This window comes from Ornithinimicrobium sp., assembly GCF_035267225.1.
In the GTDB taxonomy this organism is placed as follows: Bacteria; Actinomycetota; Actinomycetes; order Actinomycetales; family Dermatophilaceae; genus Ornithinicoccus.
Genome location: NZ_DATFMA010000050.1, coordinates 14,723 through 29,431, shown reverse-complemented (window position 1 = coordinate 29,431; position 14,709 = coordinate 14,723). Strand labels below are relative to the sequence as shown.

At 71.1% G+C, this 14,709-nt stretch carries 17 protein-coding genes; 7 read left to right on the top strand and 10 right to left on the bottom strand.

Going from position 1 to position 14,709, the window contains the following annotated elements; all coding sequences use genetic code 11:
• The first annotated feature begins 4 nt into the window (after window positions 1-4).
• The 3 genes from VJ976_RS03475 to VJ976_RS03465 are packed head-to-tail and all read left to right on the top strand — an operon-like array spanning window position 5 to window position 2,283.
• Entirely contained in the window at window positions 5-1,240 is a 1,236-nt protein-coding gene (locus VJ976_RS03475; protein WP_324098715.1) for an amidohydrolase, read from the top strand.
• A gap of 41 nt (window positions 1,241-1,281) precedes the next feature.
• Window positions 1,282-1,683: a thiol-disulfide oxidoreductase DCC family protein gene (locus tag VJ976_RS03470; RefSeq protein ID WP_324098714.1), complete on the top strand. Its 402-nt coding sequence runs from the start codon at window positions 1,282-1,284 to the stop codon at window positions 1,681-1,683.
• Between the two features lie 6 nt (window positions 1,684-1,689).
• A complete protein-coding gene (locus VJ976_RS03465; protein WP_324098713.1) occupies window positions 1,690-2,283 on the top strand; it encodes a MogA/MoaB family molybdenum cofactor biosynthesis protein in 594 nt (197 codons plus the stop codon).
• Window positions 2,284-2,332: 49 nt separating this feature from the next.
• On the opposite strand, the gene mobA is transcribed toward VJ976_RS03465, so the two are convergent.
• The 3 genes from mobA to VJ976_RS03450 are packed head-to-tail and all read right to left on the bottom strand — an operon-like array spanning window position 2,333 to window position 3,948.
• Entirely contained in the window at window positions 2,333-3,004 is a 672-nt protein-coding gene (mobA, locus tag VJ976_RS03460; RefSeq protein WP_324098712.1) for a molybdenum cofactor guanylyltransferase, read from the bottom strand.
• A gap of 5 nt (window positions 3,005-3,009) precedes the next feature.
• A complete protein-coding gene (locus tag VJ976_RS03455; protein WP_324098711.1) occupies window positions 3,010-3,522 on the bottom strand; it encodes a pyridoxamine 5'-phosphate oxidase family protein in 513 nt (170 codons plus the stop codon).
• A 24-nt stretch (window positions 3,523-3,546) separates the two neighbouring features.
• The gene (locus tag VJ976_RS03450; protein ID WP_324098710.1) at window positions 3,547-3,948 is read right to left on the bottom strand and encodes a hypothetical protein; all 402 of its coding nucleotides are present in this window, start codon (window positions 3,946-3,948) and stop codon (window positions 3,547-3,549) included.
• Window positions 3,949-4,006: 58 nt separating this feature from the next.
• Between VJ976_RS03450 and VJ976_RS03445 the strand changes: the two genes are divergently transcribed.
• Window positions 4,007-4,903: a mechanosensitive ion channel family protein gene (locus tag VJ976_RS03445; protein WP_324098709.1), complete on the top strand. Its 897-nt coding sequence runs from the start codon at window positions 4,007-4,009 to the stop codon at window positions 4,901-4,903.
• 9 nt (window positions 4,904-4,912) lie between these two features.
• The gene (locus VJ976_RS03440; protein WP_324098708.1) at window positions 4,913-5,605 is read left to right on the top strand and encodes an SDR family oxidoreductase; all 693 of its coding nucleotides are present in this window, start codon (window positions 4,913-4,915) and stop codon (window positions 5,603-5,605) included.
• On the opposite strand, the gene VJ976_RS03435 is transcribed toward VJ976_RS03440, so the two are convergent.
• Window positions 5,602-6,654: a HAMP domain-containing sensor histidine kinase gene (locus VJ976_RS03435; protein ID WP_324098707.1), complete on the bottom strand. Its 1,053-nt coding sequence runs from the start codon at window positions 6,652-6,654 to the stop codon at window positions 5,602-5,604. The two genes, VJ976_RS03440 and VJ976_RS03435, sit on opposite strands and share 4 nt — an antisense overlap.
• Complete coding sequence (locus tag VJ976_RS03430; RefSeq protein WP_324098706.1) at window positions 6,651-7,355, bottom strand: response regulator transcription factor; 705 nt, start codon at window positions 7,353-7,355, stop codon at window positions 6,651-6,653. Before VJ976_RS03430 ends, VJ976_RS03435 begins: the two co-directional genes overlap by 4 nt.
• Window positions 7,356-7,428: 73 nt before the next feature.
• Between VJ976_RS03430 and VJ976_RS03425 the strand changes: the two genes are divergently transcribed.
• The gene (locus VJ976_RS03425; protein ID WP_324098705.1) at window positions 7,429-8,559 is read left to right on the top strand and encodes a dipeptidase; all 1,131 of its coding nucleotides are present in this window, start codon (window positions 7,429-7,431) and stop codon (window positions 8,557-8,559) included.
• 12 nt (window positions 8,560-8,571) lie between these two features.
• Here VJ976_RS03425 and VJ976_RS03420 read toward each other — a convergent pair whose 3' ends face one another.
• Window positions 8,572-8,838, bottom strand: a complete 267-nt coding sequence (locus tag VJ976_RS03420) for a hypothetical protein (protein ID WP_324098704.1) — start codon at window positions 8,836-8,838, stop codon at window positions 8,572-8,574.
• A 137-nt stretch (window positions 8,839-8,975) separates the two neighbouring features.
• Between VJ976_RS03420 and VJ976_RS03415 the strand changes: the two genes are divergently transcribed.
• Complete coding sequence (locus VJ976_RS03415) at window positions 8,976-10,217, top strand: cation:proton antiporter (protein ID WP_324098703.1); 1,242 nt, start codon at window positions 8,976-8,978, stop codon at window positions 10,215-10,217.
• Window positions 10,218-10,236: 19 nt separating this feature from the next.
• Here the strand turns inward: VJ976_RS03415 and VJ976_RS03410 are convergent, their stop codons facing one another.
• From VJ976_RS03410 to VJ976_RS03395, 4 genes are all read right to left on the bottom strand, one after another.
• Window positions 10,237-10,743, bottom strand: a complete 507-nt coding sequence (locus VJ976_RS03410; protein ID WP_324098702.1) for a TspO/MBR family protein — start codon at window positions 10,741-10,743, stop codon at window positions 10,237-10,239.
• A 119-nt stretch (window positions 10,744-10,862) separates the two neighbouring features.
• Window positions 10,863-11,993: a glycerate kinase gene (locus tag VJ976_RS03405; protein ID WP_324098772.1), complete on the bottom strand. Its 1,131-nt coding sequence runs from the start codon at window positions 11,991-11,993 to the stop codon at window positions 10,863-10,865.
• 64 nt (window positions 11,994-12,057) lie between these two features.
• On the bottom strand, window positions 12,058-13,383 hold the full coding sequence (locus tag VJ976_RS03400; RefSeq protein WP_324098701.1) for a (Fe-S)-binding protein: 1,326 nt from the start codon (window positions 13,381-13,383) through the stop codon (window positions 12,058-12,060).
• Window positions 13,384-13,439: 56 nt separating this feature from the next.
• Window positions 13,440-14,687, bottom strand: a complete 1,248-nt coding sequence (locus VJ976_RS03395; RefSeq protein ID WP_324098771.1) for an FAD-binding oxidoreductase — start codon at window positions 14,685-14,687, stop codon at window positions 13,440-13,442.
• Window positions 14,688-14,709 lie beyond the last annotated feature (22 nt).

Below are 14,709 nucleotides of genomic sequence, written 5' to 3'. Positions count from 1 at the left end.
GGGCATGACCACACCGGACCCGCTTCCCGACGACCTGCGCGAGGACCTCCACGACCTGTACCGCCATCTGCACGCCCACCCGGAGCTCTCCGGCAGCGAGTACGCCACGGCCGCGCTGGTCAGCGAGCGGATGCGGGCCCTGGGTTACACGGTGCGCACCTGCGCTGGCACCGGGGTGGTCGCGACCCTCACGCGCGGCGACGGGCCGGCGGTGGCCTTCCGCGCCGACATCGACGCCCTGCCGCTACCGGAGGAGACCGGCCTGCCGTACGCGAGCACCGACCGTGGGACCCTGCCTGACGGCAGCGACGTGCCGGTCATGCATGCCTGCGGCCACGACACGCACATCACCTGTGCCATCGGTGCGGCCACCCTCCTCGCGCTGGACACCGACGGATGGAGGGGCAGCGTGGTCTTCCTCTTCCAGCCGGCCGAGGAGACCGCGGCGGGGGCGGCCGCGATGGTGAAGGACGGCGTCTGGGACAAGGCCCTGCCCGACGGTCGACGGCCCGAGGTGGTGTACGGCCAGCACGTCTGGCCCGCCCGTGCGGGCACCATCGACATCGCTCCCGGCCCGGCCATGTCCCGCGCCGACGCGTGGAAGGTCACTGTGCACGGGCGGGGCGGCCACGGGTCCCGACCCGAGACCACGATCGACCCTGTCGTGCTCACCGCGTACATGATCGTGCGCATCCAGTCGATCGTGTCCCGGGAGGTCGCCGCACAGAGCCCGGCCGTGATCACCGTCGCCACCGTCCGAGCGGGCCTGAAGGAGAACATCATCCCGGGCACGGCGGAGTTCACGATCAACGTACGCACCCTCGACGACGACGTGCGAGACCGTGTGCTGGCCGCGCTGCGACGCGTGATCCGCGCCGAAGCGGAGGCCTCCGGCGCGCCGGAGCCCGACATCGAGGAGCTGTACGTCTTCCCGCTGCTGGCCAACGACGAGGCACTGACGGCGCAGGCGGTCGAGGTGCTCACGGCAGAGCTGGGAGAGGGCCGCGTGGGGTATGTGCCCGCTTCGATGGGCAGCGAGGACTTCGGTCACCTTCCGCAGGCCATCGACGCTCCGGGGGTCTACTGGCACTTCGGCGGAACCGCCGACGAGGTGATGGACAGTGCAGGGCCGGTGCCCTCCAACCACTCGCCGAGATACGCCCCGGTGCTCGAGCCCACTCTCACCACCGGCGTACGGGCGGCGTACGCCGTGCTGCGGCACCGCCTGACGCCGGCCTAGGTGCCCGCTGGGGTACGTCCTGCACATGAGACAGTGGAGCCGTGCCGGACCGCTCCAGCGCCCCTCGCCCCGTCTTCATCTTCGACGGCGCCTGCGGTTTCTGCACCAGCAGTGCCGGGGCGCTGCGCCGCTGGTTCGACCCGAAGGTCACCTACGCGATCGCCCCGTACCAGCGCCTGGACCTGCATGCCTACGGGTTGACCGAAGCGGACTGCGACGCAGCGGCCCAGTTCGTCACCGCCTCGGGCGCGGTCTACTCCGGGCACCGCTCCATCGGCCAGGCACTGCGGCACTCGTTGCCGCTCTGGCGGCCGCTGGGACGGGTGTTGTTGTGCTCCCAGCTCGACGCTTTGGCCGGCGCGGCCTACGCGTGGGTCGCCGAACACCGTGGCCGTCTGCCGAGCGGGCCGCCCGCTTGCGCCGGTCCGAACGCGAGCGCGTGATGCGTCGTGGCTGAGGGGGCCCATACTGGCCGCACCGGCGCGCACCACGCTGGGCACGGTGAGCACGAGCACCACCACCAGAGCGAGGCCGACGTTGCCGTGCAGAACATGGGCCGCGCCCGCGCCATCACCGTCTCCCAGCGCGCCTCGGACGGCTCCCGTGAGGACACCTCCGGTGAGCTCTTGGCGCGGCTGCTCACCCAAGCGGGCTTCGAGGTCTCCGGCCCGGTCGTGGTGCCCGACGGCGTCGACACCGTGGCTGGTGCGGTGCAGAACGCCGTGGACGACGGGGTGCTGCTGGTGGTGACCACCGGAGGGACGGGCATCGCGCCACACGACCTCACGCCCGAGGCCAGCCGGACGCTGATCACCCGGGACATTCCGGGGATGGCCGAGATGCTGCGCCGGGAGGGCGCGAAGCAGACGCCCTATGCCGCCGTATCGCGGGGAATGGTGGGGGTGATCGACCATCAGGACGGACGGGGAGGCACACTGCTGGTCAACCTGCCCGGCCGTCCGGCGGGGGTGCAGGAGGGGATGGACGTCCTGCTGCCGGTCCTGCCACACATGCTGTCGCAGCTGCGCGGCTACGACCACTGATCGCTACCCCCAGCCCCGAACCTGACTGGCAGCCGCGAGTTCGCGGCTGTCAGTCAGGTTTCGGGGCTGGGGGTGCGGGAGGTTGTGAGCTCCATCGGGCGAGGTCCTCGGGGGTGTCGATGTCCCCGAGGAGTGAGGTGTCGACGCTCACGTCCCCGACCCGCAGGGCTCCGAACACCCGCCGCATCGCGGCGTCCTGCGCGCGAGGCAACCCGTCGAGAGCCCGCCGTAGCGACTCCGTGCGGTAGACCGCGAGGAGCCACTGCCATCGCCCGGCGTCGTCCCGCGGCACGAGAGCGTCCACGGTCGGCGGCACGGTGTCGTAGGTCCGTGTCGCCTGGATCAAAGCGGGCACCACAGCACCGGCACCGGGCTGGTCCACCGCCAGTACCAACGTCCAGGGTGCACAGTCGGCACCGCGGAGCCAGCGCACCCCGGCGTCGATCGCCGCCACCGGCCCCGAGCCGGGTGGGTCCTCCACCAGCTGTCGCACGGCACCCGGCGTTCCGGCCGGGAGCTCGACGTCGCCGACCACGACCGTTCGGGTCACGGCCGGCGTCCGCGCCACACCAGCGAGCACATGGTCGAGCAGGCTGCGCCCCTCGATCCTGATCGCGGCCTTGTCCTGACCACCGAGGCGGCGACCACGCCCGCCGGCCAGCACGAGGGCATCGACCGCCTCGGGTTGCGGCTCGGCGCGCCGAGGGCCGGGGTCGACCATCCTGCTCAGTCCAGGTCGACCAGCTTGTTCTCTCCCACGTCCGGGGTGCTCCCGGTCACCCGGTTCTTCAGCATGGAAATGGCCGTGACGGCCTTGCCGGGGGAGTCCCAGTACTCGGCCGACTCAGCGTGGACCCGGATGAGCACGATGTTGTCGTCCTCGGGACCGTCGGTGAACCACGCGGCCACGCCACCGCTCCACAGGGCCTTCTTCTTCGCCACGTTCCGTACGATGTCGGCCTGCCCCTTCAGCGAGAGCCACATGGACTCACCGGTGAAGGCCACGTTGACGTGCGGGTTCGCCGTGACGTTGGCGACCTTCGGGGCGCTGCCCTCGCTGAAGAACCAGAGGTCGCCGTCGAACTCGACCTCCTGGGCGACCATCGGGCGGCTGACCAGCCCGCCGTCGGCGTCGACCGAGGTCAGCATGCACAACGGCATGTCCTCCATCAGCGACCGGACCTTGTCCAGCCCTTCGTGGTCGTAGTCGTCATGACTCGGGTGTGTGTGATCACTCATCCCTCATGGGTATCACAGGGCGGATCACCACGTGAGGCCGTGTCGAGCGAGCTCGCACTGGGTCTGGATCCGGTCCACCGGGGCCAGCGGGCGCGTGGTGGGCTCGGGTAGTCCGAGGGTGCGGCAGCACTCGCACAGCACGTCGTCGTAGGCGAGGCTGACCATCTGCAGGCGCTGCATCTTGTGCGGCGGGTTCGTGGCTTCGATGCGCCGGAAGTCCCGCTCCAACCGGGCCAGGTCGCCGACGAGCCGCTCGAGGCTCGGCTGGTCGCGCGTGAGCATGGGCAGACCCGAGGTCATCCGGTGCGCTCGCGGCCGTGGCGCCGCTGGCCGGCGCCCATCGACCCAGCGAGCAACACGCCGCACGCTGAAGAAGACCGCGGGCACGGCAGGGCAGATGAGCCACACGAGCCACGTCAGGTCCACGGCTTCCTCCTCGAGCCGACCACCCGCTGATTCTACCGAGTGACCTAGCATCGGCCAGATGGTCTCCCCCTCCGCCAACGAGGCTGCTGAGGTCTCCAACCGCTTCGGCCTGGCCGACCTGTCCTGGACCGGCCTCGGCGTGGGCCTCGGCCTGCTCGCCGGGTTCGTCCTGGCCGGGTTCGCGGTGCGGGTCCTCGTCGCGTGGTACCTGAGCTGGCGGGGCCGCGGACCCAGTGCGGTCGCGGTCTTCAGCCAGCTGTTCCAGTGGGTGTTCATCGTACTGGGGGTGGTGATGGCGCTGACCGTCGTCTTTCCCAGCGTCCGCCCGGTGGACATCCTCGGCGGGCTGGGCGTCGTCTCCATCGCTGCCGGCATCGCCTTCCAGACCGTGCTGGGCAACATGTTCGCCGGGATCATGATCCTGTCCAAGGGCCGCTTCCGGGTCGGAGACCAGATCGGCGTGCGGGAGATCCGGGGAACGGTGACCGGCATCACGCTCAACAGCACGATCGTGCGCACGTTCGACGGCAGGCAGGTGCTCATCCCCAACCAGGTGATGCACTCCGACCTCGTGACCGTGCAGACCGGCTACGAGACGGTGCGCACCAGCGTCGAGGTGCGCGTCGCCCCGGCCGCTGACCCGGCCCGTGCCCAGCGAGTCGCGATCGAGGCCATGTCCGCGGTCCCCGATGTCTCCGACGATCCGGGGCCCCAGGCGTTGCTGACCACCGTCGACAAGGGCGAGCTGACCCTGGAGCTGCGGTTCTGGTCCGGCGCACGCCAGCTCGAGACGCGCGAGGCGCAACACGCGGTCATCACGGCGGTGGTCACCGCGTTCACCGATGCAGGTGTCGCGCTGGCCGACGACATCCAGGTCATCGAGGCGGGTCCCGATCTCCTGGACTCGCTTCGTCCCGACGGCGCTGACCGCACGGCGCAGGACCCGGGCACGTAGGGTGCAGTGATGACTGAGACCAACCTTCGCGTGGCCGTCGTGGGCGGCCACGGCAAGATCGCCCTCCAGCTGACCCGCCTGCTCACCGAGCGCGGCGACGCCGTGACTGCTCTCATCCGCAACCCCGACCACGAGAGCGAGGTGCGCTCGGCGGGAGCCACCCCTGAGATGGCCGACGTAGAGGCGATGAGCGCCGAGGAGGTCGCCGAGCTGTTCACGGGCCACCAGGCCGTGGTCTTCGCCGCGGGTGCGGGCGGCGGCGATCCTGATCGCACCTACGCCGTGGACCGGGACGCGGCCATCGCCTGCGCGGACGCGGCGCGTACCAGCGGAGCGAGCCGGTTCGTCCTTCTGTCCTACTTCGGTGCCGGCCCCGACCACGGGGTGCCCAGCGACAGCTCCTTCTTCCCCTACGCCGAGGCCAAGGCTGCGGCCGACGAGTACCTGCGTGGCAGCCCGGGCTTGTCCTGGACCATCGTGGGCCCGAGTGCGCTGACGGATGACGAAGGAACCGGCACCATCGATACCAGCGCGCAGGAGGCTGGGCAGGTCTCTCGCGCCGATGTGGCGGCGACCATCGCCGCCGTGCTGCGCGACGACCGCACGTCCGGCAGGACGATCTGCTTCAACGACGGCGACACCCCGATCGCCGAGGCCATCGCTCGCGCCGCGGAGAATGGAACAGCCTCGGCCGACGGCTAGCTCCCCGCTGCTGCGGCTCGGGGTAGCTCCAGGGTGATGCGGCACCCCTGCTCGAGAGGCTGGCACCGGGCAGAGCCGCCCGCCTCCTCGACGATCGCACGGGCGATGGTCAGCCCGAGCCCGATCCCGGCCGTACTCTGAGGGGTGCGGTGGGTACTTCCGCGCCAGCCGGGGTCGAACATGCGCTCGAGCTCCTCGGGTGAGACCCCGCCACATTCGTCCTCGACCGCCAGGACGGCGCGCGCGCCCCCCTCGCTCCCCGGGTCGGCACCGGCGTCGGACCTGCCCACGCTGACCGTGACGGCGCCGCCGGCTGCGGTGTACAGGATGGCGTTGTGGACCACGTTGGCGACGGCACGTTCGACCAAGGCGGGGTCGACGACGACGACTGCGGGAGCTCCGGGTTCCACGTGGACCTGCACGCCGTGCTGCTCGGCAACCACCTGCTGGCTGCGCGCCACATCCTGGGTCAGGGCCAGCAGGTCCACCCGGCTGGGCACTCCCAGCGCGTCTCCCTGGTTCAGCCGAGACATCTCGAGCAGGTCATCGACCATTCGCGTCATGCGGTCGCTCTCGCGTCGGATCCGTCGGTGGTAGTCCGCAGGGTCGGCGGCCAGCCCGTCTTCCAAGGCCTCGGACATGATCCGGATCCCCGCCAGGGGGGAGCGAAGGTCGTGGCTGGCCCACGAGATCATCTCGCGGCGGCTGGCGGCGAGCGACTGCTCGCGTTCTCGCGCGGCGTGCGCACGGCCGGCCTCGATGTCCACCCGGCGGACCGCCCGGTAGAGCAGGAAGCCGCAGACGAGGGCGATCGGCACGCAGATGCCGAGGATGTAGGAGATGAGCGCGAGGTCCTGCTCGGACAGGAACATCTCGCGGGCGGCGACCCAGACCCCCGCGGCCATGCTCGCCACCACGACGGCGGGGCCGACGGCGGTGGCAGCCGGCACCGAGCGCCGAGCCAGAGCGAGCGTGCCCGTGGCCCCGACCAGACCGACCAGTCCGGCCGTTCCGGCCGCGATGGCGATGGCCTCGATCTCCGGTTTCACGACGCCCTGCGGTCCCAGCGGTAGCCCGACCCCCACACAGTCGTGATCCGTCGTGGCATCGCGGGGTCCAGCTCCACTTTCGATCGCAGCCGGCGGATGTGCACCGTGACCGTGCTGTTGTCGCCGAAGTCCCACCCCCACACCTGCTGCATCAGGGTCTCGCGGCTCAGGGCCACCCCCGGGTGCGACATGAGGTAGACCAGGAGGTCGAACTCGCGTCCGGTCAGGGGCAGGATCTCCTCGCCGCGCAGCACCGTCCGCGCGGCCCGGTCGACGACCAGGTCGGCATCCCGCAGCACCGCGCTGCCCGGGGTCAGCGACCCACCGGAGTGCCCAGCCTGGACCCGGCGCAACAGCGCCTGCACCCTCAGCACCAGCTCGCGGGCGCTGAACGGCTTGACGACGTAGTCATCCGCCCCCACCTCGAGCCCGGCGACCCGCTCCTGCTCGGTGCTCCGGGCAGTGAGCAGAAGCACGGGCAGGCCCGGACGCTCGGCGCGCATCCGTCGCAGCGCCTCGAGGCCGTCGATGCCCGGGAGCATGATGTCGAGCACCACGAGGTCCGGCTCCGCGTCGCGGACCGCCGCCACCGCAGCCAGCCCGTCGCCGGCCTGGACCGTCGGCAGACCGGCCCGGTGCAGGTACGCCGCAACGACCTCGCGCACCGTCTCGTCGTCGTCGGCGACCAGGACAGTGACCACCCCAGCGAGCGTAGCCCCGCCCCCTGCGCCCGGGCCTTACCGATCTCGAACGGTCCTCGGCGATGATGGCCCGATGGGTGAGGGGATCGGTGACCGGGTGAGCCGGGTCCTGTCCACCCATCCGGTCGCCGACGGCCACAACGACCTCCTCTGGCAGGCCCGCCAGCTGGCGGCCTACGACTGGGACACGCTGGACCTGGCTCGAGGTTGCCCGCAGACCCAGACCGACCTGCCCCGGCTGCGGGCCGGCCGGGTGGGGGCACAGTTCTGGTCGGTCTACGTTCCGGCGACGCTTCCCCCGGAGCGGATCGTGGCCGCGACCCTGGAGCAGATCGACGCCGTGCACTCGATGGTGCGCCGCTATGCCGCCGACCTCCAGCTGGCGCACACCGCGGACGAGGTCGAGCGCGCGATGGCCGCCGGTCGCATCGCTTCGCTGCTGGGCGCCGAGGGCGGTCACAGCATCGCCGAGTCACTGCCGGTGCTGCGGACGCTGCACCGACTCGGGGTGCGTTACCTCACGCTGACCCACAACACGAGCACGCCGTGGGCCGACTCCGCGACCGGCGAGCGGCTGCATGGGGGACTGACAGACTTCGGTCGTCGAGCGGTCCGGGAGATGAACCGACTCGGCATGGCCGTGGACCTGTCTCACGTCTCAGCGGAGACGATGCGCGACGCCTTGGAGGTCTCACACGCACCGGTGATCTTCAGTCACTCCGGCGCTCGGGCCGTGTGCGAGTCGCCGCGCAACGTCCCGGACGACGTGCTGAGCGGCCTGGCCGACAGGGGCGGGATCTGCATGGCGACGTTCGTGCCCGCATTCGTCTCCCCCACCTGTTGGGCCTGGCGACAGCAGGCCGCGCAGGCGGCGAGGGCGGAGGGCATCGAGGCTACCGACCTCGAGCGCTTCGAGCCCTTCACACAGGGATACGCCGAGCAGCACCCCCCGCCGACAGCCTCGCTGAACGACGTCGTGCAGCACATCGAGCACCTGCGCGAGGTGGCGGGGATCGACCACATCGGCCTCGGCGGTGACTACGACGGGGTGGCGGTGCAACCCGAGGGGCTGGAAGACGTGTCTGGCTATCCGAACCTCCTGCAGGCCCTGGCCCGGCGAGGGTTCAGCGACGAGGACCTCGGCAAGATCGCCAGCGGCAACATCCTGCGAGTGATGCGCGAGATCGAAGCCGTAGCCGACTGAGCCCGCGCCTGCTCAGGTACCTTCGGCGAACGGCCCGGGCTTCTCCACCCGAACCGGCAGACCGTCCAGCGTCTCGGGCACCTTGTCGTCGTCGAAGGTCTCGGCGAACAGGATCATGCACGGGTCACCGTCGTCCGCCACGCCCAACCCGAAACCCAGCACCTCGGCGTGACGGGCCACGAATGCCTCGGCCTCGACGACCTGCTGCGGCGCCGCGGCATCCTCGGGATACTGAGCCTTGCCCGCGTCCGGGCGCAGGTTCAACTCGTCAGAGCTCATAGCGATCGAACGTAGCAGCCCGCCGTCCGCCTTGTCGCTCGTAGCAACCGGTCGCGCAGGGGAGGCGACACCGCCTCGTGGACGTCTCCCTCGCGCGATGCTCTCGCGACGCGGCTGCGGTCGGTCACAATCGTCAGATGCTGCAACCCAGCCTGCAGGACTCGGTGACGAGCACCCAGATCCTCTCCACGTTCTGGATCCTCCTGGTCCTCTTCGTGGCACCACTGCTCTCGCGGCTCACCCGCGGCCTGGTGCCCGAGGTGGTCCTGCTCCTGGTGCTCGGGGTCGTGCTGGGCCCGAGCCTGTCCTCCCTGGCCACCGTGGAGTACGGCGTGGAGCTGGTGAGCGAGCTCGGTCTGGGGCTGTTGTTCCTGCTGGCCGGCTACGAGCTGGAGCCGAAGCTCCTCTTCTCACGTACCGGGCGCTCGGCGATGGTCGTCTGGGTGGTCTGTGCCGGGATGGGCTTCGCCCTGGCCTGGTTCGCGTTGCCCGTGAGAGACGCCACTGCGGCCGTCGCGGTCGCGATCGCGTTGAGCTCCACGGCGCTGGGCACCTTGCTGCCCATCCTCAAGGACCGTGGGCTGCTGGGCACACCGCTCGGCAGAGCGGTGCTCGCTCACGGTGCGAGCGGGGAGCTTCTTCCGGTACTGGCCATGGTCGTGCTGCTGAGCAGCCGCAAGCCCGCGGCCTCGGTCCTGCTGCTCCTGGTATATCTCGCCACCATCGCCGCCGTGGCCATCGTGCCTCGTCACACCCTGCCGCGGGCCAGGTGGCTCGCCCGGCTTCTCCAAGAACGCAGCCACGGAACAGGCCAGCTGGTGCTGCGCGCCGTGATGCTGCTGCTGATCGGGTTCATGGCCCTGGCCGAGACGTTCGAGCTGGACGTGGTTCTGGGGGCCTTCGCCGCCGGCGCGGTCCTGCGGTTGCTGAGCGGTGAGGGCCGCTACGACACTCATCTCGAGGACAAGCTCGAGACGCTGGCCTACGGGTTCTTCGTCCCGTTCTTCTTCGTGGTCTCCGGGATGGAGATCTCCCTCGGCGCCGTGGTCGAGCAGCCTCAGTTCCTGCTGGCGGCCGTGGTGCTCATCGCTGCGGTGCGGGGAGTCCCGGTATGGCTGGCGGAGCGCTTCACCGACACCGGGTCGGGTCTCGAGCAACCTCGGGAGCGGGCACAGCTGGCGATGTTCGCCGCCACCGGGCTGCCTATGATCGTCGCGGTGACCCAGGTCGCTGTGTCCACCGAGCTCATGTCGGACGCTACCGCTTCCATCCTGGTGGCCGCCGGCGCCACCACGGTGCTGATCTTCCCGGTCCTGACCCACGTCCTTCAGCGCGAGGCACCCTCTGACAGACGGCAGCAGGGTGAGCGACCAGGCTGACGGTGCCGGACGAGATCGGTTACCGCACCCGGGCGCGACGGTGTTGCCTCATCTCCTCCGGCACCGTCCGGGCGTAGGAGAGGGACAGCGCCGAGGCCACCGTCATCCACAGGGCGTACGGCAGCACCATGACCCCGGCCCAGACGACCGTGACCCACGCTACCGACACCAGGCCCCACGCCAGGACCGCGGCCGTTGTCAGCGAGGCGGTCGCGAGGCCCAGGCGGTGCGGCACGTAGAACAGGTAAGCCCAGGACAGCGCGAACACCACCGAGCCGGTCAGCGTCACCCCGAAGGTGATCGAGGCGACCCGGGGCTGGGTGTAGCCCATCACCCAGCCCGAAACCGCGAGCAACAGGAAGTTGAGCGGCCAGATGAGCGCGAAGACGAGGTCCGGAGGCTGCCAGCCGGGTCGAGGCAGGGAGGCGTACCACTGGGTCGAACGCGAGGTCCAGTACTGGGACAGGACCGCGTAGACCACGACGACTCCGACGATCGACAGAGCGACGATGAGGCGTGCGTCCACGGGGTCAGTATTCCAAATGCCTGGGCCGGCGCAGACCGGGAGTTCGACAGAGGCGATCGGCCCTGTCGCGGCGGGTTCGAGCGCAGTATCCGACTATCTAGTAAGACTGCAATATTGTACTAGTGATTGTCAGAGGCGAAGAGATCCTCCGACACCTGCTCCCCGAGGTGCTCCAGCAACGCCGTGGCGTCGCGCATCGAGCGCTCCACGTCGGGCTCGAGGTCGCTCAGGGCGTAGGTCGCCGTGATCCCCGCCCGCCGGAGGTCCCCGGCGCTCAGCGTGCTCCGGCCGCACACCGCCACCACGGGTACTCCTCGCAGCGCGGCTGCGGCCGCCACGCCCGCCGGCGCCTTGCCGTTGAGGGTCTGCTCGTCCAGTGAGCCCTCCCCGATGACGACGAGGTCGGCTCCTTCGAGGGCCTCCTCGAAACCGATGAGGTCGAAGACGACGTCGACGCCGGGGCGCAGCTGGGCGCCGAGCAGCGCCAGCCCGGCGAAACCCACGCCGCCTGCGGCCCCGGCCCCCGGGGCCTCGCGCTCGTCCCGGCCGACCTGGGCGGCGACCAGGTCGGCGTAGTGGCCGAGCGCCGCGTCGAGCTCGGCCACCTGGAGATCGTCCGCTCCCTTCTGCGGCCCGTACACGGCGGCAGCACCGTGGGGGCCGGTCAACGGGTTGTCCACGTCGCAGGCGACGACGAGGCAGACACCGTCCATGCGCTCGCGTACCGCCGAGACGTCCAGGTGGTGCAGGCCCGCCAGGGCCTGGCCCCCGTCGGTCAGCGGCTGCTCGTGCGCGTCGGTGAACACTGCCCCGAGCGCGCGGACCATCCCCGCACCACCATCCGTCGTGGCGCTGCCTCCGATGCCGAGCACGATCTCCCGACACCCGTCCTCGACGGCGGCCAGCAGGATCTCGCCCGTGCCCCGGCTGGTGGCCGTCATGGGCGCGAGCCGGCCTCCGGGCAGCTGTGCCAGACCCGAGACCGCAGCCATCTCGACCACCGCCACGTCACCCCGGCGCGCGTAGTGCGTGGCCACCGGCTGCCCGGTGGGTCCGGTGGCCTCGACCGGGACCTCGAGGTACCCCGACGCGACGGCCGCGGCAACGGTGCCGTCGCCACCGTCGGCGACCGGCAGAGCGACGGTCCTCGCCGCGCCATGGCGGCTGAGTCCTCGCCCGATCGCCGCGGCCACCTCGGCTCCCGACAGCGAGCCCTTGAACTTGTCGGGCGCGATGAGCACCCTGGGCATGGTCACCTCCGCATTCTCCCCTGACCTTCTCGCCGCGCAATCCTGTGCCGGCGATGACCCCGGGTCACGGCGCGACGCCGCGAAGGGAGGCGTCCACCAGCTGCACGGGGTGCATCACAGGCACACCGTCAGTCAGGTAGCGCCGGATCTGCAGCAGGCATCCGGCGTTGGCGGTCACGACGATGTCTGGCCTCGTGGTGGTGATGTGCTCGACCTTGCGCCTGCCGAGCTCCCGGGCCTCTTCAGGCTGCACCAGGTTGTAGATGCCGGCAGAGCCGCAGCAGATCTCCGCCTCCGGGATGTCCCTCACCTCCAGCAGCGGGATCCGGCTGAGCACCGCACGAGGCTGGGTCACCACGCCCTGGGCATGACGCAGATGACAGGCGTCGTGGTAGGCGACGCGCGCCGGAAGTGGCTGGCGCTCCGCGCGCGGACCGAGCTCGACCAGAAGCTCACAGACATCGCGGGTCCTGGCCGCGAGAGCCGACGCCCGCGCGGCGTAGGCCGGGTCGTCGCGCAGCAGCTCGGCGTACTCCTTCATCGCCGACCCACAGCCCGCGACATTCGAGACGACGTAGTCCACGGCCGCGGCGTCGAAGACATCGATGAGCCGGCGCGCCGCCCGGATGGCCTCGTCCTCGCGGCCGGCGTGGCTCGACAGGGCACCGCAACACCGCTGGTCCACCGGAGCCACCACCTCGCAGCCCTCGGCCGCGAGCACCCGGGTGGTGGCCGCGTTGACGTCGCCGAAGAAGACGCGCTGGACGCACCCGGACACCAGCCCGACCCGAGCCCGACGCGCACCGAGAGCGGCGGTGAAGGCCGGCTGGCGCGCAGCCACGCTCCTCAGCCCCACCGGCGGTAGGAGCGCCTCCAGCGCCTGCACACGGGCAGGTAGCAGGCGCATCAGCCCCGTGCGGGCCAGCAGCTGCTGCACACCGGACTGCTGGTAGAGGGCGGCGGCCAGAGCCACCAGCCGGAGGCGGTTCGGATGAGGGAAGAGACGGAACAGGATCGCGCGGAAGGCCCGGTCGGCAGGACTGCGCCCCCAGTTGCGTTCGATCTGAGGCCGGACCGCCGCGATCAGCTGGTCGTACTTGACCCCGGAAGGACAGGCGGAGACGCAGGCCATGCAGCCCAGGCAGGCGTCGAAGCTGGCGACGAACTCCTCGTCCATGGGCACCTCACCGGCGTCCGCCATCTTCATCAGGTAGAGGCGGCCGCGCGGCGAGTTCGTCTCGTTGCCGTGCAGCACGTACGTCGGGCAGGTCGGCAGGCAGAACCCGCAGTGCACGCAGTCCGCCACCAGGTCAGGTGAAGGAGGCCGGCGCTCGTCGAAGGGCGCGTAGGGGCCGGCTGCGCCCCCCGTGACAGCCAGGCCTGCCGTCACAGGACCACTGTCCGCCCCGCCGGCGGTCTCGCCTTCGGGGGCGGAGCCGAGGCCGCTCACGACCCGCCTCCCGACCCGTGGGGCTGCGTACCGTCCCGCCCCAGCCAGCCGCCGAAGCGACCCGGCGCCAGGCGGTGCTCGGGGTCGAACTGGTTCTTCAGCGCCCGCAGCATGCCCACCGACGGTGGTGGGGTGCCCATCACCTCGAGGAGGTCGTCAACCTGCCTCGGGCGCCGACGCAGCATGGTGCTGCACCCGGCGCGGTCGGCATACTGACGCATCGCGCGCACCGCTCGGACGTGCTGGTCTGGCTCGCCACCGCCGAACCGGACCACATGCATCCCCACCCCGGCCCAGGACACCAGCGCGCCGCTGACCCCGGCCTGGTCGGCATTGTGGTGCACCTTCTCCGCGACCGTGGCCAGCTCGCTGGGGAGGCCGTTGACGGCGAGCACCGTCTCGCCCTCGGTGCCGTTGCGGTCGGCGTCGTGTGCGGACCAGGCGCGGGCGGCCTGCTCCGGCGACAGAGCCTCTGCGTCCAGACGCGCGTCGGCCAAGGTCGAGCGGACCCGTTCGGCGGCGGCCGGTGCTCCGGCGGCTGTGCCCTCCACTGCGACCATGAGTCTTCCCTCCTCCGCGCTGCCCCCGGCCCAGGCCACCCGGGAGGGCTCGCACGGCCCCGCCGCCAGGGCGAGCACGGCGGCCGTGGCCGCGCGCGCCTCAGCCGGCGCCTGCACGGTGATCAGGCTCGGCGCGATCGGGTGCAGGCGCAGCACGACCTCACCGATGACGGCCAGTGACCCGAGCGAGCCGTGCACGAGCTTGGCCAGGTCATAGCCGGCGACATTCTTGATGACGTGGCCACCCGAGCGCCCCACGGAGCCGTCCGCGAGGACGAGCGTGACGCCGATGACAAGGTCGCGCAGACCGCCGTACCGCTGTCGCGACGGCCCACTGTCACCGGCAGCGAGCAGCCCGCCGACGGTGGCCCCGTCTCTGGCCGACGCTGGGTCCAGCGCGACCCACTGCCCGTGCGCCCCGACCCCTTCTTGCAGACGGCGCAGCGGGATGCCGGCCTGGACGGACACCGTCATGTCTGCGGGGTTGTGGGTGAGCACCTGGTCCATCCCGGTGGTGTCGAGGACCAGCTCCGGGTCGCGGACGCGGCCACCCCAGTCCTGCTTGGTGCCCGCCCCGCGGACCAGCACCGATCCAGCGCTCGTGCGCACGGCGTCGACCGTCTCGGCGAGGCCGGCCGGTCGTACGACCCGATCGCCACGATCGTGAGCCTGCGTGCTCGGCACCACGACACGCCGCACCGGCTGC